The organism is Mesorhizobium sp. ISC11, assembly GCF_037162595.1.
Taxonomy (GTDB): Bacteria; Pseudomonadota; Alphaproteobacteria; order Rhizobiales; family Rhizobiaceae; genus Mesorhizobium; species Mesorhizobium ciceri.
The window spans coordinates 4,439,692-4,464,496 of record NZ_JAVSPW010000001.1; the positions used below are offsets into that span (position 1 = coordinate 4,439,692).

At 63.1% G+C, this 24,805-nt stretch carries 27 protein-coding genes; 13 read left to right on the forward strand and 14 right to left on the reverse strand.

Features of this window, described 5'->3' with window-relative positions:
* Window positions 1-19 precede the first annotated feature (19 nt).
* Entirely contained in the window at window positions 20-790 is a 771-nt protein-coding gene (truA, locus tag RPF88_RS21560; RefSeq protein WP_224620822.1) for a tRNA pseudouridine(38-40) synthase TruA, read from the forward strand.
* On the opposite strand, the gene RPF88_RS21565 is transcribed toward truA, so the two are convergent.
* Together RPF88_RS21565 and dapE are read right to left on the reverse strand one after the other, a co-directional pair.
* Entirely contained in the window at window positions 757-1,392 is a 636-nt protein-coding gene (locus RPF88_RS21565; protein WP_013528474.1) for a hypothetical protein, read from the reverse strand. The genes truA and RPF88_RS21565 overlap by 34 nt on opposite strands.
* Before the next feature lie 5 nt (window positions 1,393-1,397).
* A complete protein-coding gene (gene dapE / locus RPF88_RS21570) occupies window positions 1,398-2,591 on the reverse strand; it encodes a succinyl-diaminopimelate desuccinylase (RefSeq protein WP_013528475.1) in 1,194 nt (397 codons plus the stop codon).
* Window positions 2,592-2,718: 127 nt separating this feature from the next.
* On the opposite strand from dapE, the gene RPF88_RS21575 reads away from it, so the two are divergent.
* A complete protein-coding gene (locus tag RPF88_RS21575) occupies window positions 2,719-3,759 on the forward strand; it encodes a 2-dehydropantoate 2-reductase (protein ID WP_013528476.1) in 1,041 nt (346 codons plus the stop codon).
* Here RPF88_RS21575 and RPF88_RS21580 read toward each other — a convergent pair.
* The 4 genes from RPF88_RS21580 to dapD form a co-directional block, all read right to left on the reverse strand.
* A complete protein-coding gene (locus tag RPF88_RS21580) occupies window positions 3,662-4,435 on the reverse strand; it encodes a hypothetical protein (protein WP_013528477.1) in 774 nt (257 codons plus the stop codon). The two genes, RPF88_RS21575 and RPF88_RS21580, sit on opposite strands and share 98 nt — an antisense overlap.
* 13 nt (window positions 4,436-4,448) lie before the next feature.
* Window positions 4,449-4,826, reverse strand: a complete 378-nt coding sequence (locus tag RPF88_RS21585; protein WP_024502086.1) for a DUF805 domain-containing protein — start codon at window positions 4,824-4,826, stop codon at window positions 4,449-4,451.
* Window positions 4,819-5,181 carry a DUF805 domain-containing protein gene (locus RPF88_RS21590; protein ID WP_013528479.1) on the reverse strand — a complete coding sequence of 121 codons (363 nt, stop codon included), beginning with the start codon at window positions 5,179-5,181 and terminating at the stop codon, window positions 4,819-4,821. Before RPF88_RS21590 ends, RPF88_RS21585 begins: the two co-directional genes overlap by 8 nt.
* Before the next feature lie 72 nt (window positions 5,182-5,253).
* Window positions 5,254-6,108 (reverse strand): 2,3,4,5-tetrahydropyridine-2,6-dicarboxylate N-succinyltransferase, encoded by an 855-nt coding sequence (dapD, locus tag RPF88_RS21595; RefSeq protein WP_337123169.1) that lies wholly within the window; start codon window positions 6,106-6,108, stop codon window positions 5,254-5,256.
* 142 nt (window positions 6,109-6,250) lie between these two features.
* Between dapD and RPF88_RS21600 the strand changes: the two genes are divergently transcribed.
* A complete protein-coding gene (locus RPF88_RS21600; protein ID WP_013528481.1) occupies window positions 6,251-7,096 on the forward strand; it encodes an LOG family protein in 846 nt (281 codons plus the stop codon).
* A 307-nt stretch (window positions 7,097-7,403) separates the two neighbouring features.
* On the opposite strand, the gene RPF88_RS21605 is transcribed toward RPF88_RS21600, so the two are convergent.
* Window positions 7,404-8,117, reverse strand: a complete 714-nt coding sequence (locus RPF88_RS21605; RefSeq protein WP_013528482.1) for a pyrimidine 5'-nucleotidase — start codon at window positions 8,115-8,117, stop codon at window positions 7,404-7,406.
* Between the two features lie 160 nt (window positions 8,118-8,277).
* On the opposite strand from RPF88_RS21605, the gene RPF88_RS21610 reads away from it, so the two are divergent.
* From RPF88_RS21610 to RPF88_RS21620, 3 genes are all read left to right on the forward strand, one after another.
* Complete coding sequence (locus RPF88_RS21610) at window positions 8,278-9,039, forward strand: GGDEF domain-containing protein (protein ID WP_013528483.1); 762 nt, start codon at window positions 8,278-8,280, stop codon at window positions 9,037-9,039.
* A 194-nt stretch (window positions 9,040-9,233) separates the two neighbouring features.
* A complete protein-coding gene (locus RPF88_RS21615) occupies window positions 9,234-9,410 on the forward strand; it encodes a hypothetical protein (protein WP_082826619.1) in 177 nt (58 codons plus the stop codon).
* A complete protein-coding gene (locus RPF88_RS21620) occupies window positions 9,407-10,846 on the forward strand; it encodes a GMC oxidoreductase (RefSeq protein ID WP_063169723.1) in 1,440 nt (479 codons plus the stop codon). Before RPF88_RS21615 ends, RPF88_RS21620 begins: the two co-directional genes overlap by 4 nt.
* A gap of 121 nt (window positions 10,847-10,967) precedes the next feature.
* On the opposite strand, the gene phhA is transcribed toward RPF88_RS21620, so the two are convergent.
* Window positions 10,968-11,804: a phenylalanine 4-monooxygenase gene (gene phhA / locus RPF88_RS21625; protein ID WP_063169722.1), complete on the reverse strand. Its 837-nt coding sequence runs from the start codon at window positions 11,802-11,804 to the stop codon at window positions 10,968-10,970.
* A gap of 136 nt (window positions 11,805-11,940) precedes the next feature.
* Here phhA and RPF88_RS21630 point away from each other — a divergent pair, with 136 nt between their 5' ends.
* Both RPF88_RS21630 and bchE read left to right on the forward strand, forming a co-directional pair.
* Window positions 11,941-12,417 carry an Lrp/AsnC family transcriptional regulator gene (locus RPF88_RS21630; protein WP_024502088.1) on the forward strand — a complete coding sequence of 159 codons (477 nt, stop codon included), beginning with the start codon at window positions 11,941-11,943 and terminating at the stop codon, window positions 12,415-12,417.
* Window positions 12,418-12,534: 117 nt separating this feature from the next.
* Entirely contained in the window at window positions 12,535-14,103 is a 1,569-nt protein-coding gene (bchE, locus tag RPF88_RS21635) for a magnesium-protoporphyrin IX monomethyl ester anaerobic oxidative cyclase (protein WP_337123170.1), read from the forward strand.
* 8 nt (window positions 14,104-14,111) lie between these two features.
* On the opposite strand, the gene argB is transcribed toward bchE, so the two are convergent.
* Window positions 14,112-15,005: an acetylglutamate kinase gene (gene argB, locus RPF88_RS21640; protein ID WP_013528489.1), complete on the reverse strand. Its 894-nt coding sequence runs from the start codon at window positions 15,003-15,005 to the stop codon at window positions 14,112-14,114.
* A gap of 103 nt (window positions 15,006-15,108) precedes the next feature.
* Window positions 15,109-16,608, reverse strand: coding sequence for an amidase (locus RPF88_RS21645; protein WP_063169720.1), 1,500 nt, complete (start codon window positions 16,606-16,608; stop codon window positions 15,109-15,111).
* Window positions 16,609-16,760: 152 nt separating this feature from the next.
* Between RPF88_RS21645 and RPF88_RS21650 the strand changes: the two genes are divergently transcribed.
* The 4 genes from RPF88_RS21650 (at window position 16,761) to msrB (ending at window position 19,520) form a co-directional block, all read left to right on the forward strand.
* Window positions 16,761-17,300 carry a sigma-70 family RNA polymerase sigma factor gene (locus RPF88_RS21650; RefSeq protein ID WP_063169719.1) on the forward strand — a complete coding sequence of 180 codons (540 nt, stop codon included), beginning with the start codon at window positions 16,761-16,763 and terminating at the stop codon, window positions 17,298-17,300.
* Window positions 17,297-18,025 carry an anti-sigma factor gene (locus RPF88_RS21655; RefSeq protein WP_082826618.1) on the forward strand — a complete coding sequence of 243 codons (729 nt, stop codon included), beginning with the start codon at window positions 17,297-17,299 and terminating at the stop codon, window positions 18,023-18,025. Before RPF88_RS21650 ends, RPF88_RS21655 begins: the two co-directional genes overlap by 4 nt.
* A 221-nt stretch (window positions 18,026-18,246) precedes the next feature.
* Window positions 18,247-18,804 (forward strand): fasciclin domain-containing protein, encoded by a 558-nt coding sequence (locus tag RPF88_RS21660; protein ID WP_337123171.1) that lies wholly within the window; start codon window positions 18,247-18,249, stop codon window positions 18,802-18,804.
* Between the two features lie 212 nt (window positions 18,805-19,016).
* Window positions 19,017-19,520: a peptide-methionine (R)-S-oxide reductase MsrB gene (gene msrB, locus RPF88_RS21665; RefSeq protein WP_013528493.1), complete on the forward strand. Its 504-nt coding sequence runs from the start codon at window positions 19,017-19,019 to the stop codon at window positions 19,518-19,520.
* Between the two features lie 173 nt (window positions 19,521-19,693).
* Here msrB and RPF88_RS21670 read toward each other — a convergent pair whose 3' ends face one another.
* The gene (locus RPF88_RS21670; protein ID WP_337123172.1) at window positions 19,694-21,286 is read right to left on the reverse strand and encodes a DHA2 family efflux MFS transporter permease subunit; all 1,593 of its coding nucleotides are present in this window, start codon (window positions 21,284-21,286) and stop codon (window positions 19,694-19,696) included.
* A gap of 22 nt (window positions 21,287-21,308) precedes the next feature.
* Complete coding sequence (locus RPF88_RS21675) at window positions 21,309-22,508, reverse strand: HlyD family secretion protein (protein ID WP_013528495.1); 1,200 nt, start codon at window positions 22,506-22,508, stop codon at window positions 21,309-21,311.
* A 132-nt stretch (window positions 22,509-22,640) separates the two neighbouring features.
* Here RPF88_RS21675 and RPF88_RS21680 point away from each other — a divergent pair, with 132 nt between their 5' ends.
* Window positions 22,641-23,375, forward strand: coding sequence for a TetR/AcrR family transcriptional regulator (locus tag RPF88_RS21680; protein ID WP_013528496.1), 735 nt, complete (start codon window positions 22,641-22,643; stop codon window positions 23,373-23,375).
* A 91-nt stretch (window positions 23,376-23,466) separates the two neighbouring features.
* On the opposite strand, the gene yihA is transcribed toward RPF88_RS21680, so the two are convergent.
* Together yihA and RPF88_RS21690 are read right to left on the reverse strand one after the other, a co-directional pair.
* Entirely contained in the window at window positions 23,467-24,126 is a 660-nt protein-coding gene (yihA, locus tag RPF88_RS21685; RefSeq protein ID WP_024502094.1) for a ribosome biogenesis GTP-binding protein YihA/YsxC, read from the reverse strand.
* Window positions 24,123-24,761, reverse strand: a complete 639-nt coding sequence (locus RPF88_RS21690) for a CatB-related O-acetyltransferase (RefSeq protein WP_027161114.1) — start codon at window positions 24,759-24,761, stop codon at window positions 24,123-24,125. The genes yihA and RPF88_RS21690 overlap by 4 nt, the downstream gene beginning before the upstream one ends.
* Between the last annotated feature and the right edge of the window lie 44 nt (window positions 24,762-24,805).

Consider the following 24,805-nt stretch of genomic DNA (forward strand, 5'->3'; position numbering starts at 1 on the left):
GCGAGAGCTCTAGCCGCAAATGCCGCGTTTTCGCCTCGACATCGAATATGACGGCAGCCTGTTTGCCGGCTGGCAGCACCAGGCGGATCAGCCTTCGGTGCAGCAGGCGATCGAACAGGCGATCGAAAAATTCTGCGGCGAAGCGATCAGGCTGCGCGCCGCCGGCCGCACCGATGCCGGCGTGCATGCGACTGCGCAGGTGGCGCATGTCGACCTCGTCAAGGCGTGGCCGAGCGACAAGGTGCGCGATGCCGTCAACGCCCATCTGCAGGCGGCCGGGGCGCGCATCGCCATCCTGAAAGCGACGGTGGTCTCCGACAGTTTCGACGCCCGCTTCTCGGCCATTGGCCGCCACTATCTCTACCGCATCCTGAACCGCCGCGCGCCGGCCGCGCTCGACAAGGGCAAGGTGTGGTGGGTGCCGAAGCGGCTCGACGCCGGCGCCATGCACGAAGCGGCAAAGGTCCTGCTCGGACGGCATGACTTTACCACCTTCCGCTCGACCCAGTGCCAGGCCAACAGCCCGATCAGGACGCTGGAACGGCTCGATGTGAGCCGACAAGGCGACATGATCGAGGTCAGGGCTTCGGCGCGCTCGTTCCTGCACAACCAGGTGCGTTCGATGGTCGGCTCGCTCAAGCGTGTCGGCGACGGCGGCTGGAGCGCGGCCGACCTGAAAACATCGCTCGAGGCGCGCGACCGCGCCGCCTGCGGCCAGGTGGCGCCGCCCGACGGGCTGTTTCTCACCGGTGTCGATTATCCGGTCGAGACGAGCCCGGAAAGGCTCTGAACTCCGACATCGTCCGGGACGGTGATGCCGAGCAACGTCTGCAGGCCGAACAGCACCAGCAGCGACGCAATGAACATGCCGACGAAAACGGCCGTGCCGACCGCTGCGCCCCTGCCCATCGTGGCATTTGTCATGCGCCAGGTCAGCACCATAGAAAGGGCAAAGAGGAACAGCGACACAAGGCTCGAAACCTGGCTTGCGGACGACAGGAAAAGCCGGATCAGCGCCGAAGGCAGCATCAGCCAGGCGGTGATGGCCGAAGCCCAGTTGCTGGCAACGACGTAGTGGACGAAGCGGCCGCCTATGCCGGCGCGCGGCGCGATGAAAGCGAGCGCAACCAGCGGCAGCACCCAGGAGCCGATGTCGACCGTCGCCAGGCGCACCAGCATGCTGAAGCGCCCCGCGAAGGCGTCGGGATCGCCGATTTCGTTGGCGATGCCGACCCAGCCGACGATCAGCGCCGGTGCTGCAACGACAATGGCGAAGAAGGAATTCCAGAAGCCGTCGGCCGACAGGTCGAGCAGGCGCAGGCCGTCGGCTCTGCCGAGCATCAATCGCCAGGCGCCCGTCAGCGAAGCTTGGGTTTCGTCCGCCGAAAGCATGCTGTTCAGCCCTGTCCGAACCAGTCTTCTATGAAGCGCTGGTAGATTTGCGTCAGCGTCTCGAGGTCGGCAATGGCGACGCGCTCGTCGACCATGTGCATGGTCTTGCCGACCAGCCCGAACTCGACCACCGGGCAATAGTCCTTGATGAAACGCGCATCGGAGGTTCCACCGGAGGTCGACAGCGTCGGCTCCTTGCCGACCGCCGACTTGATCGAGCCGCGCAGCGTTTCGATCAGCCTGTCGTCACGGGTCAGGAAGACATGGCTCGGCCGGTCGCGCCAGACGAGCTCGTAGTCGACCGGCGTCTTCTTGCCCTGCCGGTACTTCTTGCGCCTGGCCGCCTGGTCGAGCCGGTTGTGGATTTCGGCCTGCAGGGTCTCGTCCGTCCAGGTGTCGTTGAAGCGGATGTTGAAGGTCGCGGTCGCTTTGGCCGGGATGACATTGGTGGCCGGGTTGCCCACATCGATGGAGGTGATCTCCAGATTGGTCGGCTGGAAATCCCTGGTTCCCTTGTCGAAAACCGGATGCAGCAAGGCATCGACCAGGCTCATCAGCCCGCGCACCGGATTGTCGGCAAGCAAGGGATAGGCGACATGGCCCTGGCGGCCATTGACGGTGACGGCGCCGGACATCGAGCCGCGGCGGCCGATCTTGATCATGTCGCCCAGCGCATCCGGGTTGGTCGGCTCGCCGACGACAGAGGCATCCCATTTCTCGCCCCTGGAAGCCGCCCATTCGAGCAGCTTGACCGTGCCGTTGATCGCGGGGCCTTCCTCGTCGCCGGTGATCAGCAGCGAGACCGAGCCTTTCGGACCGCCATTGGCCTCGACATGGCGCGCCACGGCGGCGATGAAACAGGCGATGCCGCCCTTCATGTCGACGGCGCCGCGGCCATACATCTCGCCATTGGCGATCTCGGCGGCGAAGGGCGGATGCGTCCAGGCGGCTTCGTCGCCGACCGGCACCACGTCGGTGTGGCCGGCGAACATCAGATGCGGGCCATTGCCGGAACGCCTTGCATAGAGGTTTTCGATATCGGGCGTGCCGTCTTCGGAAAACACCGGCCGATCGACCAGGAAGCCGAGCGGTTTGAGCATCGTCTCCAGCGCGGTCAGCGCACCGCCCTCAGCGGGCGTCACCGAAGCGCAACGGATAAGGGCGGCGAGGTTTTCGGCAGGATCGGTCGGCAGCGTCATGGCAAAAGCGATAGTCGAAAGCGCAGGGCCTGTCACGGCCAGACATAGGGGCCAGCCTCATGGCTGGCGATACCGCCGATATTATGGTTTTCATGTCGTATAGTTGCGACCCGGCGCGGGCGACAGGATGGCAGACAAGGACAAACGGATCGTCATAGCCGGTGCCGGCAGCATCGGCTGCTATGCCGGCGGCTGCCTGGCGCTGGCCAGCCGAAAGGTCATTCTGCTGGCCCGGCCGCGCATCGAGGCAGCGTTGCGGCAGGGCGGATTGCGGGTCAGCGACCTCCAGGGCCGCGATCGCTCGATCAAGCCGGAGGCGCTTGCCGTCACCACCGATCCGGCCGCCACCCTGCCGCAGGCGGACGTGATCCTGGTCACGGTCAAGAGCGGCGCCACTCAGGACATGGCGGATCTTATCAAAGCTCATGCCCGGCCCGACGCCGTGGTGATCAGCCTGCAGAACGGTGTCGACAATGCCGACAGGCTGCGTGCCGGACTTGGCCGGCGAACGGTGCTGGCCGGCATGGTGCCGTTCAATGTGGTGCAGTCGCCGGACGGCGAGCTGCCGCTGCGCGTGCACCGCGCCAGCGACGGCAAGGTGATGGTCGAGGATGGCGATGCCGGCCTGGTCGGCCTGCTTGGCGTCGAAGGGTTTGCGGTTGAAGCGCATGGCGACATGAAGGCGGTGCTGTGGGGTAAGCTGCTGATGAATCTGAACAACGCGCTGGTGGCGCTTTCCGGCCTGCCGCTGGCAACCGAACTGGCCGACCGACGCTGGCGGCTGATCCTGGCCGGCCAGATCGACGAGGCGCTGACGGCACTGAAAGCGTCCGGCATCGAGCCGGCGCGGGTCGCCGGCCTGCGGCCGGCGCTGCTGCCGAAAGTGCTCAGGCTGCCGGACTGGCTGTTCAAGCTCTTGGCGCGGCGCATGCTGGCGATCGACCCGCAGGCGCGCTCGTCGATGTGGGACGATCTTCAGCGCGGCCGGCCGACGGAGATCGACGATTTGCAAGGTGCCATCTTGCGGCTGGCGGGGAAGGCCGGCACGCCCGTGCCGACGGTTCAGCGGATCATCGCCTTGGTGCGCGCAGCGGAAGCGGAGCGGCTTGGCTCGCCGGGCCTGGCGCCGGAGCAGATTGTTGCACCGGCCGGCCGTCGATCAACGTGATCTTCTGCCAGATTTTCCGCGACAGGTTGGACGCCAGGCTCTCGATGTCGTTGACGCCGTCGATGACCACGTCGTCATTGACCGACTGCGCGAACAATGCGGCGATCTTGCCGGTGATCGACAGCATTTCGGAGCAATAGTCGAGGTAACGCGCCAGGTCGGCGGCATTGGTGATGCGGGCGGGCGAATGCGACGTCGGCTTGAAATCGGCCGACAGCGCCGCCGGATCCTTGGTCAGCTGGTGCATGTCGATGACGTGGATCAGCGAGCGCAGGCCATGCAGCTGGCGAAAGACCTGCTTGCGCTTGATGCGCTCCTCGGAGCGGATCAAGGCGAGAAATCCGACAATGGCGAGGATGAACATGTTGAGCGAAGCTTCGATGCCTTGCACCGACTGGACGGCATCACCCGGTTTGGAAATGCGGTCGAATGGCAGGACGGTGCCGACGAAGATGAACATCAGTGCGCCGGCAACGACAGCGGCGACGATGAGGCCGCGCAGCCACCAGATCGGCGCTTCCAGGGCCTTGGCGCCCTGTGCCAGGTCGCGCGACAGCGAGACCAGTTCGGCGGCAACGCCGCGCAGGCCGGCATCGGGGAAACGCTCCGCAACGCGCGTCTCCAGCCGTTCTGCGGTCTCGATGATCAGCTTCGGATCAAGCGTACGGTAGCGCATGTCCGATCGAACCTCAGGGTTGTGCTGGCTCGTTGGTGCGCCGGCCGTAGCGGTTGGGTCCAGGCTGCCCCGGAAACAGGCACAACACAAGGAAGGCCACGATCGAGACCACCGGCACGAACAAGATCAGCGCCGCAATGCCCGGCTTGTCCAAATCGTGCAGCCGCTTGACCGCCAGGGCAATGTTCGACCACAGCGAGGCGATGAAGGCGACGAAGAAGATGAACGACCACATGTTGCTCTCGGCCGAACCTTCCGGCACCAGCGTGAAGCGGTAGAGCGGGAAGGCCTGGATGATGGCGACGAGCAACCCGCCAAGAAAATAGGCCGCGCGACTGACGCGGCCCGAGGTTTTGAAGAAAAGCCAGGTGAGATCTGATCTGTCAGGCAAGCGGGTCCGGTCCATATTGATTGGCGCCCCTGGCGCCTTCGAGAATGCCGCATTCCACCAGAAACCAGATCGGGCCGATCAATGGCACCAGCATGATCAGGCTCCACCAGCCCGACTTGCCGCGATCATGCCAGCGCTTGGCGTAGACTGCGAGTGCGAAATAGATCGAGGCCAGAGCGATGAGAATGCCGATGATGCCGATCTGGGCGCCACTGGCCGTGGTGATGCGTGTACCGAGGATCGCATCGAGAATAAAGGCAACGATGCCAATGACGATGAAAACGCCAATCGCGGCCCAGAACTTGCCACGGTTGATGCGACCGTCAAAACTTGTGAGCAGATACTTCCAGTCCATGTCACCCCTCCATGATGAACCCGCGCGACCGATTGTCGCGCCGGCGGAAGGTGCGCCCGCTTTGCGCAAAGATCAATCGCGCAGCAATTCGTTGATCGAGGTCTTGGACCTGGTTTTGGCGTCGACGCGCTTGACGATGACGGCGCAGTAGAGGCTCGGACCCGGCTCGCCGTTCGGAAAGGGCTTGCCCGGCATCGCTCCGGCGACGACGACGGAATTCGGCGGCACTTCGCCATAGAAAATCTCGCCGGTAGCGCGGTCGACGATCTTGGTCGACTGGCCGATGAAGACGCCCATGCCGAGCACCGAGCCTTCGCGCACGATGCAGCCCTCGACCACTTCCGAGCGCGCGCCGATGAAGCAATTGTCCTCGATGATGGTCGGACCTGCCTGCATCGGCTCCAGCACGCCGCCGATGCCGACGCCGCCGGAAAGATGCACGTTCTTGCCGATCTGGGCACAGGAGCCTACCCCGACCCAGGTGTCGATCATGGTGCCTGTATCGACATAGGCGCCGACATTGACGAAGGACGGCATCAGCACGGCGCCCGACGCGATATAGGCCGAGCGACGCACGATCGACCCCGGCACGGCGCGAAAGCCCTCCTTTTCGAAATCGACAGCGCCCCAGCCATCGAACTTCGACGGCACCTTGTCCCACCACGTCGCTTCGCCGGGACCACCCTTGATGATCTCCATCGGGTTGAGCCGGAAGGACAAAAGCACGGCCTTCTTCAGCCACTGGTTGACATGCCACTTGCCGTCGGCCTGCCGCTCGGCGACGCGGACGGCGCCGCGGTCGAGCAGGTCAAGCGCCGACTGGATGGCATCGCGCGTTTCGCCGCGCGTCGCAGTCGAAATCGCATCGCGTTCCTCGAAGGCCTTCTCGATGCTCTTTTCGAGGCTCGCCAGATCGGGCTTCGACATGAATTCGCTCCATTACCAAGCTGTTAAGGGGCTGAGCCTTAACCTGTTTTGAAAGTCGCGCGGACCCTATGTTAAGGCTTAATGGGGGTCAATCGCGTGTGCGTCACGGGACGGCGCAGTTAAGGGAATTGGACGGGTAGTTATGACTCCTATGGAAAAGGCGGGGTGGACGCCGCTGCCGCATTCGGACGAGGATCTGGAGCGGTCGAAGAGCGTGCCTGACACGCCGCAGACGCGTGCCGAAACCTACCGGCTCGCCTGGAACGATCCCGACTTCATGACGCGGCGCGAGTTGCGCGCGGTCAGGCTGCAACTCGAACTCCTGAAACCGGAAATGATCCTAGCCGAACGCGGTATTCGCTCGACGGTGATCCTGTTCGGCGGCGCGCGCCTGCCGGAACCCGGCGGCGAGGCCTGGGCGGCCAAGAACGAGACGCAGAAGAAGAACCTCGAAGAGAACAGCAAATACTACGAGGAAGCGCGCAAATTCGCCCGCCTCTGCTCGCAGCAATCGGCTACCTCCTATTACCGCGAATATGTCGTGGTGACCGGCGGCGGGCCTGGCGTGATGGAAGCGGGAAACCGCGGCGCCGACGATGTCGGCGCGCCGTCGATAGGCCTCAACATCGTCTTGCCGCACGAGCAGGCGCCGAACATCTATGTGACGCCGGAGCTCTGTTTCAACTTCCATTATTTCGCTATCCGCAAGATGCATTTCGTCATGCGCGCCAAGGCGGTCGCGGTGTTTCCGGGCGGCTTCGGCACGATGGACGAATTCTTCGAGACGCTGACCCTGATCCAGACAGGGCGCATGGAGCGCGTGCCGGTGATCCTGTTCGGCAAATCCTTCTGGAAGCGGGCGATCGATCTCGATTTCCTCGCCGAGCAGGGCACGATCAGCCCCGGCGATCAGGACATCATCGACTTCGTCGACACCGCGGATGAGGCGTGGGGGATTATCAGCCGGTTCTATAAGTTAGGAGAGTAGGGCTGGGGATCGGGGAATTGAAGAATTGAAGAATTGAAGAATTGAAGAATTGAAGAATTGAAGAATTGAAGAATTGAAGAATTGAAGAATTGAAGAATTGAAGAATTGAAGAATTGAAGAATTGAAGAATTGAAGAATTGAAGAATTGAAGAATTGAAGAATTGAAGAATTGAAGAATTGAAGAATTGAAGAATTGAAGAATTGAAGAATTGAAGAATTGAAGAATTGAAGAATTGAAGAATTGAAGAATGAAGGGATTGTGGCTCTGCGTTCGGATCAATCCCCAATTCGTCATTTCATCATTTCTTCATTTCCCCTCCCCCCTCTCCACAATCGCCGTCAGAAACCCCGCCAGATCGTCGGTGACGAAATCGACATCATCCTCATTGGCCGGGTCGCGCTCCCATATCTCGGAAAAGGTCGGCTCGAAATTGCGCGGCACGATCAGCACCGTGGTCATGCCGAGCGACTTCGGCACCGAAAGGTTACGGGCAAGATCCTCGAACATCACCGCATTGTGGCCGGTGACGGCGTGGAGTTCGGCGAACTTCTCGTAGGTCTGGCGCGCCGGCTTGGGATTGAGCCCCGCAGCGACGATGTCGAAGATGTCGTCGAAATGGTCGAGGATGCCGAGCTGGCGCGCGGTGCGCTCGGCGTGCCTGCGGTCGCCGTTGGTGAAGATGAACTTGCGGCCGGGAAGCTGGCGGATGGCGGTGCCGAGAACGGGATCGGGCACCAGCCATGAATAGTCGATGTCGTGGACCTTCTCGAGGAAATCGTCGGGGTCGATGCCGTGGCGTGTCATCAGGCCGTTCAGCGTCGTGCCATATTCGCGGTAGAGCTCCTTCTGCAACTTGCGCGCATCGTCGCGCGGCAATGCCAACAGTTCGCCGACATAGGCGGTCATCTTGACGTCGATCTGCGAGAACAGATTCGAATGGTGCGGATAGAGCGTGTTATCGAGATCGAAGACCCAGTCGGTGACATGGGCGAAGCGGGCGGGGTCAGGGAGCGTGGTCATGGACTCCTTATGGCATGAAACGCGCATTCCGAAAGCGACTTTATCCACAACTTCTGCTCGTTGAGGTTGCGTAAATCGTCTCACGATTCAAATTTTAGGCATCTGGGAAAGGTGGCCTTCAGGGCTTGCTGGCAGAGAGGCAGTCTTGTGGGAGCAAGCGATGAACAGCATAATTCTGAGATCCGCCGCCGTTGCTTTCGCCTCAGTCGCGGCCTCTCTCCTGCTGACCCTGATCATCGTTCCGGCCATGGGATTTCCGGTCAACCGGACGATCTGGCTGACCTCCACGCTCTGTCCGCTGGTGCTGGCGTGGGCCGCCAGCGCAAGCACTTTCTGGCAAAGCGACAGGCTGAAAAACGCGCATCGCGATCTCGCCCGAGCCCATGCCCAGCTCGCCGCCGCGCATCGCCGCCTGGCGGAAAAGGCGAGCCGCGACGACATGACCGGCATGCTCAACCGGGAAAGCTTCTTTGCCGCGCTCGACGGTTCGCGCCGCAAGTCCGATCGCGGCGCGCTGCTGATCATCGATGCCGACCACTTCAAGACCATCAACGACAATTTCGGCCACCTGACCGGCGATGACGCGCTGCTTTTGATCGCCAGCGCGATTCAGCGCGGCGTGCGCAGCGGCGATGTGCTCGGCCGCATCGGCGGCGAGGAATTTGGCGCCTTTCTGGTTGGCGCCACCGAGCAGGAGGCCAAGCGCGTCGCCGAGCGCATTCGCCGCGAAGTCGAGCTGATCCGCTTCCGGCCCGTCGACGAGCGGACCATTCCGCTCACGGTCAGCATCGGCGGTACTGTCTGCGGCGAGGAAGCCAGCGTGTCGGAGTTGATGCGCGCCGCCGACCGGCGCCTCTACCAGGCCAAGCACCAGGGCCGTAACCTGACGATCATCGACACCGGCATTTCCGAGGCGGCGTGATCCGATCTGCCGCAACCGGCCTGTTAAGAAAACTCTAACCCTGTTTGCACTCGGTTGTACCGCTTAGCCGGGTTTTCACTGCTTTGCGGCCAGACTTGGCACGATACTGGCTTCCACGGTGATGCATGTGTCGTTCCGGGAATTGCCGTTCTGGGAACGCCATGCAGTGCCGAAGCCCAGCCGAGAGACCAGCCATGAGTTTCATCATCAAGAAAATGTCACGCCGCGCGCTCGTGCAGGCGTTGATCGCATTGCCTGCCCTGTCCTTGTTCCGCAAGCTGCCTGATGCCGATGCCGCCGGTCCAAAGCCCGACCCGAACGAGATCGTCGAGGTCGATGGCTGGATCCTGAAGCGGAGCGACCTGGCATGATCTTCGACAGCTACGAGGCGTATCGCGCTGCGAACTTCACCCCGAAGGTCTGCATCCTCGGCTCCGGTCCGGCCGGCATGACCATTGCCCGCAAGCTTGGCGCGGCCGGCATTCCGGTGGTGGTGATGGAGGCCGGTCCGCGCGAATTCAGCGACGACTCGCAGGACTTTTACCGGGGCAGCACGGTCGGAGATTTCTATTTCGATCTCGACATCACCCGGCTGCGGTTCATGGGGGGCAGTTCCAACCACTGGGCAGGCTGGTGCCGCGTGCTCGACAAGCAGGATTTCGAGCCGAAGGCCTGGGTACCCGATACGGGCTGGCCGATCGCCCGCACCGACATCGAACCCTATCTGCCGGAAGTGCGCGATATTCTCGACCTTCCGGCCCTCCGGCCCGATATGCCGATCTCGGACGACATTCGCTGGGTGCAGCTGATCAAGAGCCCGGCCGTGCGCTTCGCCGAGAAGTTCGGCGATGAACTCGACAAGGCCACGAACATCGCGGTGGTGCTCAACACTTGTGCCACCGAACTTGCCGGCGACGGCAGACGCGTGACTGGCGCCAGGCTGTGGTCGAACGGACAGGATGCCGGCTCGTTCAGCGCTGACTATTTCATCGTCTGCACCGGTGGGCTGGAGAATTCGCGGCTGCTTCTGTGGTCCAACCAGCGCTCGAACGGCGGCGTCGTGCCGAATGCAACTGCGCTTGGCCGCTACTGGATGGAGCATCCGACCTTCGAGGGCGGCAACGCCATCCTGGCCGACTACAACGCGTTCGAGGTCGACGCCGTCAACGAGGCCTTCTTCTCGCCGACGTTTGCCGCCATGGAGCGGCTGCAGATCATGAACTTCGGCATCCGGCTGATCGAGACGCCGTATCCCGGGGTCAAGAGCCTTATCGCCGACCTCGCCTGCACGGCGCCCAGCATGGCGGAATGGATGTCCTACCAGCTCAGTCAGCGACTGCGCTGCGCGGCCCAGCTCTACGTCGCCTGGGAACAGGCGCCGCTGGCCTCCAACCAGATCGAGTTGTCGAAGACCGATGTCGACCATGCCGGCGTGCCGCGCATCGAACTGCACTGGAAGAAATCCGAACTGGAACATCGCACCCTTCTCGAAGGGCTCAGACTGTTCGGCGCAACGCTGATCGAGAAGAATCTCGGCCGCGTGCGCATTGCCGACTGGATCAGCAATGGTCAGGACTATCCGACCAACGACGAGACGGCGGGCCATCACCATATGGGCGGCACGCGCATGGGCACCGACATCAGCAAGAGCGTGGTCGACGCCAACTGCAAGGTGCACGGCATGGACAATCTCTATGTCGGCGGCTCCTCGGTGTTCTGCACGTCGGGTCAATGCAACCCGACGACGACGATCACCGCGCTGGCCTGCCGGCTGGGCGACCATCTCAGCAAGGTGGTCACCGCCTGACGGCTGCAGGGCAGCATGCTGCCTAGGGCAGTTCACCGTTTCACGGAACGGCGATCCGCTCTAACTCTTTGTTTGACGCAATTCCGGACGGAAAACCGTTTCACACTTTTCCTGGAATGCTCTAGAGCGTCGCCGGATCGAGCGCCGGCTGGTCCTTGCGCCGGGCGACGATTGCCGCGAAATCGGCGGTCTGGAAGGCATCGCGCAAGGCGTCGAAGGACGGCAGCACGAAATAGGCGCGCTGGAACTTGTCGATCTCGTAGCCGGTGCGCATCACCGTTTCCAGGTCGAAGGGCACGTGGTGGGCGTCCTTGCCTTCGACGGCGAACTGCAGCTCGGTAAACGACGACATAAGGCCGGCGCCAAAGGCCTTCAGCGGCTGGCCGGCCTCCCGCATCAGGCCATATTCGGCCGTGTACCAGTAGAGCCGGGAAATCATCTCGTCGCCACCCAGCGCGATGATGTCGCCGGCCTTCTCGCCATACATCTGCATGAAATCGGCGAACACCGGTTGCGACAGCGCCGGCACATGGCCGAAGAAATCATGGAACATGTCGGGCTCGACAATGTAGTCGAGCTCCTGCCTGGTCCGCAGCCAGTTGGTGACCGGGAAGCGGCGATCGGCGAGATGGTCGAAAAACGGAGCCGCGGGAATGAGCCCCGGCACCGCGACGATCTCCCAACCGGTCAGTTTGCGCAGCTTGGCGCTAACCTCGTCGAAGTCGGGAATACGGTCGAGCAGGCCGAGTTTTTCGACGCCGTCGAGGTAGGAATGGTGGGCGAGCTTGCGCGTCAGTCTGGTCTGGCGGTCGCACAGCGTGCGCCACACCGCCTGCTCTTCATCGCTGTAATCGTAACCCTGCGACACGGTGAAATCGGCACGGCAGACCGAGTAGTCGCCGCGCAATCCTTGCGCCGCGCAGTCGCGGGCGTATTCGGCAACGCTCATCGTCGTCATGGTTTTTCTCCTCGCAAAGCAAATCGCTGACGTGCTGAACGTTAAGCGGATTTGCGGAGGCGAATCGGTTTTGATGATGGCTCGAATTCGGAAATCGGGATAATATTCACTCAGAAATTCCCAGGAAGGAGTGAAAATGCCTCGATTCGATGATTTCGAGATCAAGATGCTCGATGTCCTGCAGCGCGACGGGCGCAAACCGGTTTCCGAGCTGGCGCAAGAGATCGGCCTGTCGACGACACCATGCGCGCGGCGCTTCGAGGCGCTGCAGGAGGCCGGCATCATCAAGGGATTTGCCGCCGTGATCAGCCGCCGCGCTGTCGGGCTGATGGTCGAGGTGTTCATCCAGGTGCGCCTCGTCAGCCACAGCGACGGCTCGCCCGAAAGCTTCATCGCCGCCGTGCAGCGCATGGACGAGGTTTCCTCGTGCTGGACGATGACCGGCGACCATGACTTTCTGCTGCATGTCATGGTGCCGTCGGTCGACGAGCTCAACGCTTTCGTCATGCACCGGCTGATGCGGCTCGACGGCGTGCGCGACGTCCACACGCAGTTGGTGCTGCAGAACATCAAGGGCCCGGGCCATGTGCCGCTCGGGCATCTCAGGCGATGACAATGCCTGCCCTTCGCACTCCTTGAGGAAAAGCTGCACGCAAACTGCTGAAACGGGCCAAGCACGTGTCCACATCGCCGGCCAGCTTGTGCGGACCAACTGCCCAGGAGGTCCGCCATGAAAATCGTCCTGATCAATCCGCCGCACACCGCCATCGGCAGCCGCGTGCCCGACGATCACCTGCCGCCGCTCGGCCTGCTGGCGATCGGCGGGCCGCTGATCGATGCCGGCCATCAGGTGCGCCTCGTCGACGCCGAGTTCGGGCCGATGCCGCTCGATGACGTCGTGCGCAGCGCACTGGAGGACCACCCCGACTTCGTCCTGATCGGCCATTCCGGCTCGACCTCGGCGCACCCGACCGCCTTGGTGATCGCGCGCATGATCAAGGAGCGCGAGCCGGCGACCATCATCATCTATGGCGGCGTTTTCCCGACCTATCATTGGCGCGACATCCTGGCCGCTACCGATGCCTTCGACTTCATCGTGCGCGGCGAGGGCGAAGCGACGGTGGTGGCGCTGATCGAAGGGCTGGAGATGCGCCAGCCGCCGGCGGGCGTGGCCGGCATCGCCTATCGCGACGATCTCAGCCGCCCCTTCGCCACACAGGCGGCCATGACCATTGCCGACCTCGACGCCTACCGCGTCGGCTGGGAACTGATCGACCATCCCAGTTACAGCTACTGGGGCGGCAAGCGGGCCGTGGTCATGCAGTTTTCGCGCGGCTGTCCGCATCTGTGCAACTATTGCGGCCAGCGCGGCTTCTGGACCCGCTGGCGGCATCGCGATCCGGTGAAATTCGCCAGGGAGATCGCATGGCTGCATCGCCAACATGGCGTCGAGCTCATCAATCTTGCCGACGAGAATCCGACGGTCTCGAAGAAAGCCTGGCGGGCCTTCCTCGATGCCCTGATCGCCGAGAACGTGCCGGTGCTGATCGTCGGTTCGACCCGTGCCGACGACATCGTGCGCGATGCCGACATCCTGCATCTCTACCGCAAGGCCGGTGTCATCCGCTGGCTGCTCGGCATGGAAAACACCGACGAGCAGACGCTTCAATTAATCCGCAAGGGCGGCAGCACCTCATCCGATCGCGAGGCGATAAGGCTGCTGCGTCTCAGCGGCATCCTGTCTATGGCGACCTGGGTGTCCGGCTTCGAGGACGAAGGGTTTCGCGACCTGTGGCGCGGCTTTCGCCAACTCATCGCCTACGACCCCGACCAGATCCAGGCGCTTTATGTGACGCCGCATCGCTGGACGCCGTTCTTCCGCATCGCGCGGGATCGCAAGGTGATCCAGCAGGATGCGCGCCTGTGGGACTACAAGCACCAGGTGCTGCAGATGACGCGGCTGAAGCCGTGGATGCTGTTCTTCAGCGTCAAGCTGATCGAGCTGGCGGTGCAATCACGGCCGAAGGCGCTGGCCCGCATCCTGTTCCACAAGGATCCCGAGCAGCGCCATTCGATGCGCTGGTACACACAGATGGGCCGCCGCGTGTGGTTCCGCGAGGTCTGGGGCTTTCTGGTCCGCGACATCAGGGTGAAAGACGGCCCGACGCTGGCCGAATTCTGGGGCGCGCCGCAGGATGCCGAGGAGGAATCGATGTCCGTTCGACGCCCGGCCAGAAAGCCCGCCATTCCCACCATCGACAATATTGAAGATGCCGAGGCGAGAAAGTTAGCCGGCTGACGAGCCCCTCAGGGCACGATCAGCGTGCCGGCGCCATGTTCGGTGAACAGTTCCAGCAGCACCGCATGCGGGGTCTTGCCGTTGAGGATGACAACGCCTTCGACGCCGCGCTCGATCGCTTCGATGCAGGTCTCGACCTTGGGGATCATGCCGCCCGAGACCGTGCCGTCCTTGATCAGCGCCTTGGCCTCGGCCACGGTCAGTTCGTCGATCAGCTTCTTGTTCTTGTCGAGCACACCCGGCACGTCGGTGAGGAATAGCAGGCGCGTCGCCTGGCAGGCGCCGGCAATGGCGCCGGCGAAGGTGTCGGCGTTGATGTTGTAGGTGTGGCCATCGCGTCCCGGCGCCACCGGCGCCAGCACCGGGATCATTTCGGAGCGTGCCAGAAGATCGAGCAAGGTACGGTCGACCTCGACCGGCTCGCCGACGAAGCCGAGATCGAGCACGCGCTCGATGTTGGAGTCCGGATCGATCATGGTCTTGCGGGCCTTTTCGGCGAACACCATGTTGCCGTCCTTGCCGCACAGGCCGATCGCCCATTCGCCCTCGGCGTTGATCAGCGCGACGATCTCCTTGTTGATCGAACCGGCCAGCACCATTTCGACGATCTCGACCGTCTTCTGGTCGGTGACGCGCAGGCCGCCTTCGAACTTGGATTCGATGCCCATCTTGGCCAGCATGGCGCCGATCTGCGGGCCGCCGCCGTGGACGACGATCGGGTTGACGCCGGATTGCTTGAGCAGCGCGATGTCGCGCGCGAAGGCCTTGCCGAGCTCGATGTCGCCCATGGCATGGCCGCCATATTTCACCACGACCGTCTTGTGCTCGTAGCGCTGCATGTAGGGCAGCGCCCGCGACAACAGGGCTGCCTGCATTTCGGCGGTGGCGGTTATTTCCGTCATCGGCTTTTTTCCCTGGAGATCGGTAAGGACGGCGGCGTCTTAGCGGGAATTGGCGCCGCCCGCAAATGGCTTTGCTGTCATATTCGAGCGCTTCACGACCTCGTCATCGTGTCGGCACCATCAGCGGCGCCCTGCGACCCAGCCAACCCGAGATCTTCTCCATCTGCGCGGCGAGCGACAAAAGCGTCTCCTCGTCGCCCGGACGGCCGGCAGCCTGGACGCCGATCGGCAGGCCGGCGTCGGTGACATGGACCGGCAGGGCGATCGATGGCTGGCCGCTGACATTCTGGATCGCCGGCCAATGGGTGAACCAGAGGCTCTTGTCCATCAACTGGCCGAAGAACGGCTTCAGCTTCAGCAAGGGCGTCAGGTGAAGCTTGTCGAGCAGGTTCTCGATGAGGTCGTCGGCGCCTTTCGGATCCATTGCGCCGCAGGCAAGCGGCGGGTGGGCAATGATCGGCATCAGCACGGCGTCATACTGCGCGGTCTCTGCGATCAGCCGCCGTGAGGCGGCATGCAGCCGCTGCAGGTCGGCATAGGTCTCGCCGGCCGACACCAGTTCGCCGAAGCGGGCGAGCACGCGCGTGGCCCGCTCGATGTCGCCAGCAACGGAACGGCCGACGCGCAGCGCTTCGGCCCGCATCGTGCCAGCGACGGCGGAGGCAACCGTCCTGCAGAAATCGGCGAAGAAATCGCGGCCGATAAAGGGCAAGTCGATCTCCTCGACCGTGTGGCCGCCCTCGCGGGCAAGCGCCACCGCCGTGTCGAGCGCCTTGAGCGTCTCGTCCGAGATCGGCAGGCGAAGCGGCGATTTGCGGTACACGGCCAGACTGAGCTTGCCGGGATCGCGTGCGGCGGCAGCCGCGAACGTGCCTTTCGGCCGCGGCGCGGCATAGGGCGACAGAGGATCGGGCCCGTGGGTCAGGTCGAGCAGCAGCGCGCAATCGCGCACCGAACGGGTGAGCGCATGGTCGACGACCATGCCGTACCAGCTTTCGCTCACCAGGGGCGTCAGCGGTATACGGCCGCGCGACGTCTTCAGGCCGACAAGTCCGGTGCAGGCGGCAGGCACACGGATCGAGCCGCCGCCATCGGAGGCATGCGCCACCGGCACGACGCCGGCTGCGACCAGTGCTGCCGAACCGCCCGAAGAGCCGCCGCTGGTATGGCCGGTGTTCCACGGATTGCGGGTGATGCCAAAGGCCCTGGATTCGGTCATCAATCGAAGCCCGTGCTCCGGCGATGTCGAGGTGACGATCGGGATAAGTCCGGCAGCGAGATAGCGGTCGGTCAGCGCCGAATTGACATCGGCCAGCCATGCCGGAATGCGGCTGCCGCCATGCGTCGGCACGCCCTTGATGGCGATGCCGAGATCCTTGATGGCGAAGGGAACACCAGCCAGCGGCAGCGAGGGGTCGACGGTCTTGGCGCGGGCGCGGGCGGCATCGTAGAGCGGTTCGGCCGTGGCATTGATGTCGGGACGGGTGGCCTCGGCGCGGGCAATCGCGGCGTCGGTCAGTTCGACGGCCGAAACCTCGCCCTTGCGGACCAGATTGGCGAGGCCGGTGGCATCTTCTTCCCAAAGGATCCGTTCGACCGACATGCGCGCTCCCCCATCAATGAAGGCAAGCTAGCCAGTGGCAATTCCATTGGCAATCGACCGACGGATCCGGGCCGGCGACACACAAAAGCTTAGGCGTGCACAAGGTTATTTCCGTCGTTGCAAATACATGGCAATCGCCTAATTTGCCTGCAATGACGCCGCAGGACATCACCAAGCTGATCGTTCGGACTTCGATGAAGGATCGGGCCGCGTTCGATCTGCTTTACCGGCAGACCAGCGCGAAACTTTTTGGCGTCTGTCTTCGTGTATTGAACGACCGGGGAGACGCGGAAGAAGCGCTGCAGGAAGTCTTCGTCAAGATATGGACGAAGGCCGACCGTTTTGCTGTTTCCGATCTAAGCCCGATCTCCTGGCTGGTGGCAATCGCGCGCAATCATGCGATCGATCGCATCAGAGCGCGGCGCAACCCCGCCGCCGACATCGATGCCGCGCTCGACGTGGCCGATCCGGCGCCGGGGCCTGAAGCGATGGCGGTGGCGGGCGACGAATCCGAACGTATCCACCATTGTCTCGATGAGCTGGAGAAGGACCGGGCAGCAGCCGTCCGGGGCGCCTATCTCAAGGGCGAGAGCTATGCCGAACTGGCGGAGCGCCATGGCGTGCCGCTGAACACGATGCGTACATGGCTGCGCCGCAGCCTGTTGAAACTCAGAGAATGCCTGGAAAGATGACGCTGGCAGAAGACACAGGACCGGAACGTGGAGGCGACGACCTGCTCGCCGCCGAGTACGTTCTCGGCGTGCTCGATGCCGACGAACGCCAGATCGTCTCTCGCCGCATCGATGCGGATACGGTTTTCGCCCGTCTTGTCGAGGACTGGGAGGTCAGGCTCTCACCGCTTGCCGCCGCCTTTCGGGAAGTCGAGCCGCCGGTTTCGGTGAAGACCGCGGTCGACCGCCGCCTGTTCGCTACCGCTGCCGCGGTGAGCAGGCCCGCCGAAGTGCGCGGCGGCCTTTGGTCCAGCCTGGCCTTCTGGCGCGCCCTTGCCGCAGCCGCGGTTGCGGCACTGGCGATTTACATCGCCGTGCCCGTCTTCAACCCGCCGGTCGAGCAGCCGCAGGCGCGCCTCGTCGCTTCGCTGGCCGCCGAAGGCAGCGACGTCAGATATCTTGCCGTCTACGACGCCGCGCATCACGAAGTCGGCCTGTCGCATGTCTCCGGTGAGCGTGCTTCCGGCAAGGACTTCGAGCTGTGGATGATCGAGGGCAAGAACCCGCCGGTCTCGATGGGCGTCATTCCGACCGGTGCTACGGCACATATCGTCGTCTCGCCGGCGGCCCAGCAGAAGCTTGCCCAGGGCGCGGTGCTTGCCGTCAGCCTCGAGCCGTCGGGCGGTTCGCCGACCGGACAGCCGACCGGACCGGTGGTTGCCGCTGGCGACCTGAAGAGCATCTGACCGGCTCTTCACCTGAAAAATCACAACAGACTATCATAAGTCTATCCTTCGCTGAACATGCCCATAGACAGCATGTCGGCAGGCGGCCGACGGCTCGGGAAATCCCTCTGCGCCATGGATAAAATCAAAAATCACAATATTTCTGAAACTCGGGCGAGTTTGTTCCGTATCTCCTCGCGTCCCCAAAAATGGGAAGAGAAAAACCCGAGGAGTTCGACATCATGCGTAGATACGCCACCCTTTTGCTCGCCGGTACGATCGCCGTTTCGGCCCTTGCCACCGCCGCCTACGCCGAAAACCCGATGGTTGGCGGCGCCCCCATGTATGCCAACAAGAACATCGTCGAGAACGCCGTGAACTCGAAGGATCACACCACGCTGGTCGCCGCCGTGAAGGCCGCCGGCCTTGTCGAGACGCTGCAGGGCGCCGGTCCGTTCACCGTGTTCGCGCCGACCAACGAAGCCTTCGCAGCCCTTCCGGCCGGTACGGTCGAGACGCTGCTCAAGCCAGAAAACAAGGACAAGCTCACCAAGATCCTGACCTGCCATGTCATCGGCGCCAAGGCGATGGGAGCAGATGTCGCCGCGATGGCCAAGGCTGACGGCGGCACCCACAAGGTCAAGACGGTCGGCGGCTGCGAACTGTCGCTCAAGGCCGACGGCGGCAAGGTCACGGTCACCGACGAGAACGGCAATGTCGCCAATGTGACGATCGCCGATGTCGAACAGTCCAATGGCGTCATCCACGTCATCGACAAGGTTCTTTTGCCCAAGATGTAACAAGGGGCTTGCTGCCGGCGAACTGACGGCAAGGACCCTTCGTCGATTGCACGATCCCGCTCCCGTGATCCGCAATTGGCCCGTGCACTTCGCGCCCGCCTGCATTCGGATGTGGGAGGGCGCGGAGTGTTCGTTCGAGGGGCTACCGTCACCGGCTTTTGATTTCCGCGCGGCGGTGTAGTTTGGCAAAAGGACATCAGGAGGAACTGGTCATGAACCGTCGCGACTTTCTTTTGAGCGGTGCCGCCGCCATCGGCGTGATCGGGGCCGCGGCAACGATGCTGCGCATGGGCGATCCGCAGGCAGCACAAGCGGCCGAGAGCTTCGAGGTCGTCAAGACCGACGCCGAGTGGAAAGCCATCCTGTCGCCGGCCGCCTTCGACGTGCTGCGCAAGGAAGGCACGGAGTACCCCGGCACCAGCCCGCTGCTCAACGAACACCGCAAGGGCATTTTCGCCTGTGCCGGCTGCGACCTGCCGGTCTATTCGTCGGAGACGAAATTCGATTCCGGCACCGGATGGCCGAGCTTCTGGCAAGAGATCCCCAAGGCGATCGGCACGACCGTGGACAGGTCGCTCGGCATGACGCGTACCGAGGCACATTGCCGCCGCTGCGGCGGCCATCTCGGCCATGTCTTCGACGACGGTCCGGCGCCGACCGGCCTGCGCCACTGCATCAACGGCGTCGCGCTGACCTTCAAACCGGCCACGGCCTGAGTCCATAGACCCGAATGCAAAAAACTCCGGGCTTGCGGCCCGGAGTTTTTTACGCGGTCAGAGCTTTTCGGGCGTGGACTGGAGGAGCTTCCCGAAACCGCTGCCCACGTATCCTTGTCTTGTCGCAATCTCCAAGGGAAAGCGCTGCGCGCTTTTCCTGGAATTGCTCCGTATCAGTGCCCCCCACCACCGCCGCCCGGTGCGGCCGGCTTGCGGATCAGCATAGTGAACAGGCCAAGCGTCGCAAACAACACCGTCAGCATGAAGAACACGTCCATGAAGGACAGCAACGCCGCCTGCTGCTGGACCATGCCAGACAACTTGGAGATCGCAGCGCTTGTCGCGTCGAGGCCGGGGGTCTGCTCGAAATTGCGGGTCATGTTCTGCAGCTTGGCCTGCGCGGCTTCACTGCCCCATTGCACATGCTCGGAGAGCCTTGCGTAGTGGAAGGCGTTGCGGTCGATCAGCACGGTGTTGATCAGCGCAAGGCCGACGGCACCACCAAGGTTGCGGGTGAGATTGAACAGGCCGGACGCATTCTTCAGCCGCTCGGGCGGCAAGGTGCCGAGCGCGATGTTGTTGATCGGAACCATGCACAGCATCATCGAACAGCCGCGCAGGATCTGCGGGATGAGCAGCTCGTAGAAATCCCAGTCGGCGGTCAGATGCGTCATCCACCAGGTGCCGGTGGCGAAACCGAAGAAGCCGACCATCATCATCAGCCGCGGGTCCATCTTGTTCGACAGGATGCCCGAGATCGGCGCGGTGAAGAACATCGCCAGGCCGCTGACGAACAGAGCCTCGCCGATCATCATCGAATCGTAGCCGCGGATGCGCCCGAGGAACACCGGGTAGAGATAGGTCAGGCCGTAGAGGCCGATGCCGATGACGAAGGAGAACAGCGAGCCGAAGGCGAAATTGATGTTGGCGAAGGCCTTCAGGTCGACGATCGGCTCCTCGGCGGTGAACACGCGCCAGAAGAACAGCACCGCGCCGATGCTCATGACGACGGCGCAGATGAAGACGCCCTGGTCCTGCAGCCAGTCATTGTTGGGGCCTTCCTCGAGCACATATTCCATGCAGCCCAGGAAGGCTGCCATGCCGGCGAGGCCCCACCAATCGAACTTGCTGAACAGCTTGAGGTTAGGCTTGTCGAAGTCGATCAGCGTCCAGGCCGCCGTTGTCACCAGGATGCCGGGCACGACGTTGACCAGGAACAGCCAATGCCAGGACATGGCATGGCTGATATAGCCACCGACGGTCGGGCCGATGGTCGGCGCCAGCGTCGCCACGAGGCCGATCATCGGCGAGACGACGGCGCGGCGCGAGGGCGGGAAGATGGTGAAGGCAGCGGCAAAGACGCTCGGTATCATGCCGCCGCCGATGAAGCCCTGGACGGCGCGGTAGACGATCATCTGGTCGATGTTGGTGGCGGTCGCCGCCAGCGCACTGGCCGCGGTGAAGCCCGCCGCCGAGATGGTGAACAGCACGCGCGTCGACAGCATCCGGCTGAGAAAGCCGGACAGCGGGATCATCACCACTTCGGCGATCAGGTAGGCGGTCTGCACCCACGGAATTTCGTCGGAGCTGGCGCTCAGGCCGGCCTGGATCTCCGACAGCGAGGCGGAGACGATCTGGATGTCGAGGATGGCCATGAACATGCCGAACACCATCGCCAGGAAGGCGATAACGCGCCGCGTCGAAATGGTGTCAGGCACAGCCGGCCTCGCCGGCGGCGCTCCTGCTGTCAGGGTTGCGGTTGCCATGGCATTGCTCCCCGGCCGCCGCTCAATTCGACGCTGCCACTGACGCCGACCCGGATGGGGCGGTGCGGCTGTCGACGGCGACGACGACGCTCAGGCCGGCGCGCAGCTTACCGCTCTTCAGCGCATCGGCCGGCACATCGATGCGGACCGGAACGCGCTGCACGACCTTGGTGAAGTTGCCGGTGGCATTTTCGGGCGGCAGCAGCGAGAACACGGCACCCGAAGCCGGCGCCAGCGACGAAACGGTTCCCTCGAAGTCCTGGCCGTCGGTCGCATCGACCGAGATCCTGACCTTCTCGCCGGGAACCAGCCGGGCAAGTTGTGTCTCCTTGAAGTTGGCGACAATGTAGAGCTTGTCCATCGGCACGATGACGGCGAGCTTCTGGCCGGGGCTGACAAGGTCGCCCTGCTCGACCGAGCGGTTGCCGACGATGCCGTCATATGGCGCCTTGAGCACGGTGAAGGAAAGATCGCGCAGCGCCTTGTCATGGCTGAGCTGCAGGGACGCCAGCGTGCTCGCCGATTCCGCGCGCTGCGCCTGCAGCACGCCGATATTGGCTTGCGCGGCGGCGATCTGTGCGTCGGCGCCGACAAGGGCGGCATCGGCCTGCTGGACCGCGGTCTGGGCGTCGTCCAGCTGCGCCTGCGTGCCGACATGGGTCTTGAGCAGCTGGGAGGCGCGCGCCGCGACCTTGGCTGCATTGTCGGCCGCTGCCTGGTCGGCGACCTTCTGCGCCTGGGCCTGCTGCAGCGAGGCGCGGGCCGCGTCGGTCTGGGCGTCGATACGGTCGAGCGTCTTGCTCAAGGTGGCGATCTGCGCCTCGGCCTGGGCGACGGCAATCTTGTAATCGCCGTCATCGACGACGAGCAGCGGATCGCCGGCCTTGACCAGCTGGTTCTCGCTGACCTTGACCTGATCGACATAGCCGGAAATCTTGGGCGAGATGAACGCCATGTCCGCCTGGACATAGGCATCGTCAGTCGAGATCATGAAGCGGCCCGTTGTCCAGTAGTCGTACCCATACCAGGCGCCGGCGCCCAGCAAGGCAACACCGATGACCGGCAGCAGGAAGGAACGCACCGAACGCTTCTTCCTGGCCGGAGCCTCTGCCGGCGGCGACGAGACGGGCTGGACAGGTACTTCCGGTGCTTCCGTCGCCGGCGCAACCTTGGCGTTGGGGAAGGGACGGACTTCGGCAGTGGTCGGCGCGTTCGAGGACATGACATCTCTCTAAAGTTATAATATAATACTGAACCGTTCGGTTCGATCCGGCCGTTGACATAGCGCGTAAAGAGGACCATATCAAGGGCAATCGAACCGCTTGGTTCGAATTATTTTCGAGGTGTGACTTTCATGGCCGAGACCCCGCCCAATGTCGAAAACGAGTCGTGTGACGACCTGTTGGAAAGCTTGCGCCGTGGCCGCCCGGCCGCGGGGCAGGATCCGGCCAAGCGCAGCCAGATCATCGACGGCGCCCGTCGTGTCTTCATCGACAAGGGCTTCGAAGCCGCCTCGATGAACGACATCACCCGCGAGGCCGGCGTCTCCAAGGGTACGATCTACGTCTACTTCGCCAACAAGGAAGAGCTGTTCGAGGCGCTGATCGAGGAAGAGCGCGGCACCATCTTCAAGAACATGTATGACGTGCTGGACAATGCCGACAACCTGCGCGAGACGCTGGTGAAGTTCGGCAAGGTGCTGGCTCTCAAGATCACGTCGGCCAAGGTCGTCCAAGCGCAGCGCACGGTGATCGGGGCATCAGACCGGATCCCCGACATGGGCGCGCGTTTTTACGAGCGCGGTCCCAAGCGTGGCCACGACAAGGTCGCGGCCTTTCTCAATGCCGCCATCGAGCGCGACCTGCTGCGCATCGACGATGTCGATCTTGCCGCCTATCAGTTCACCGAACTGTGCCTGGCCGGTCTGTTCCGCCAGTGCATCTTCGCCTACCGCACCAAGGCCCCGACCCAGGACGAGATCGACCACATCGTCAGGTCAGGCGTCAGCATGTTCCTGAAGGCCTACGGCACCGAAAGGCTTGTGGCGGAAGAAGGCCATCAGACGATTGCTATCGAGGCCAAGCCCTAGCCAGACCATGCTCTAACTCTTTGTTTAGACGCAATTCTGGACGGAAAACCGCTTCACACTTTTCCTAGAATTGCTCTAAGGTGCGGATGCTTTAGCCGCCATTGGCGGCAAGCACGATGGCTGCCTGCAATTCCTGAAGGCCCTCGGCCTTTTCAGAAGAGGTGGCCAGCACGAACGGGAACGCCGCCGGCCGCTTCTTGATCTTTGCCAGCGTCTCCTCGATCAGCCTCGGCACGCCGGCAGTCTTGATCTTGTCGGTCTTGGTCAGCACGATCTGGTAGGACACCGCCGCCTTGTCAAGCAGCGACAGCACTTCGTCGTCCTTGGCCTTGATGCCATGACGGGCGTCGATCAGCACATAGACGCGTTTCAGCGTGACCCGGCCCTTGAGGTAATCGAAGACCAGCTTGGTCCACTCGTCGACCTTCTCCTTCGGCGCGGTGGCGTAGCCGTAGCCGGGCATGTCGACCAGCGCCAAGGGCGGCAGGTCGGCGCCCTCGCCCGAAAATCCATCCGGCACGAAATAGTTGAGCTCCTGCGTGCGCCCCGGCGTGTTGGAAGTGCGCGCCAGCCCCTTCTGGTTGACCAGCGCATTGATCAGCGACGACTTGCCGACATTCGAGCGGCCGGCAAAGGCGATTTCCGGCGGCCCTTCCGGTGGCAGGAACTTCATCGCCGGCACGCCGCGGATGAAGATCCACCCTCGCGTAAACAGTTCGGTGCCGATTATGCTGCTGTTCAGAGCGTTCAAGCTGCTGCCTCCAGAAGAGAAATATTGGCACCCCGGATAGCATCGAGGTTGCGGCTGACCTTGTCTACCGGCCAGTCCCACCACGCCACCGCCAGCAGCCGCCTGATTGTCCGGTCGTCGAAACGCATCTTTACCACCTTGGCCGCGTTGCCGGCGACGATCGCATAGGGCGGCACGTCGTGCGTCACCACCGATTTCGCAGCGACGATGGCGCCGTGGCCGATTTCCACCCCGGGCAGGATCACCGCCTCCATCCCGATCCAGACGTCGTTGCCGACGATGGTGTCGCCGCGCACCTCCTTCGACCAGGTCGCCGGGTCAAAACCCTTTTCCCAGCCATGGCCGAAAATATTGAACGGATAGGTCGAAAAGCCGGACATGGCGTGGTTGGCGCCGTTCATGATGAAGCGCGCGCCCTCGGCGATGGCGCAGAACCTGCCGATGATCAGCTTGTCGCCTATGAACGGATAGTGATGCAGGACGCATTTCTCGGCGAATTTGTCCGGCCCGTCGGGGTCGTCATAATAGGTGAAGTCGCCGATCTCGATGTTCGGCGCGTTCACCAGTCCCTTGAGGAAGCCGACGCGGGTATGCATCGGGATCGGGTGCTTGATGTCTGGGTTGGGTCCGTCCATGTCGAAATCCGTCAGAGAAATGGCCGCCAGGTGCATCCGAAACT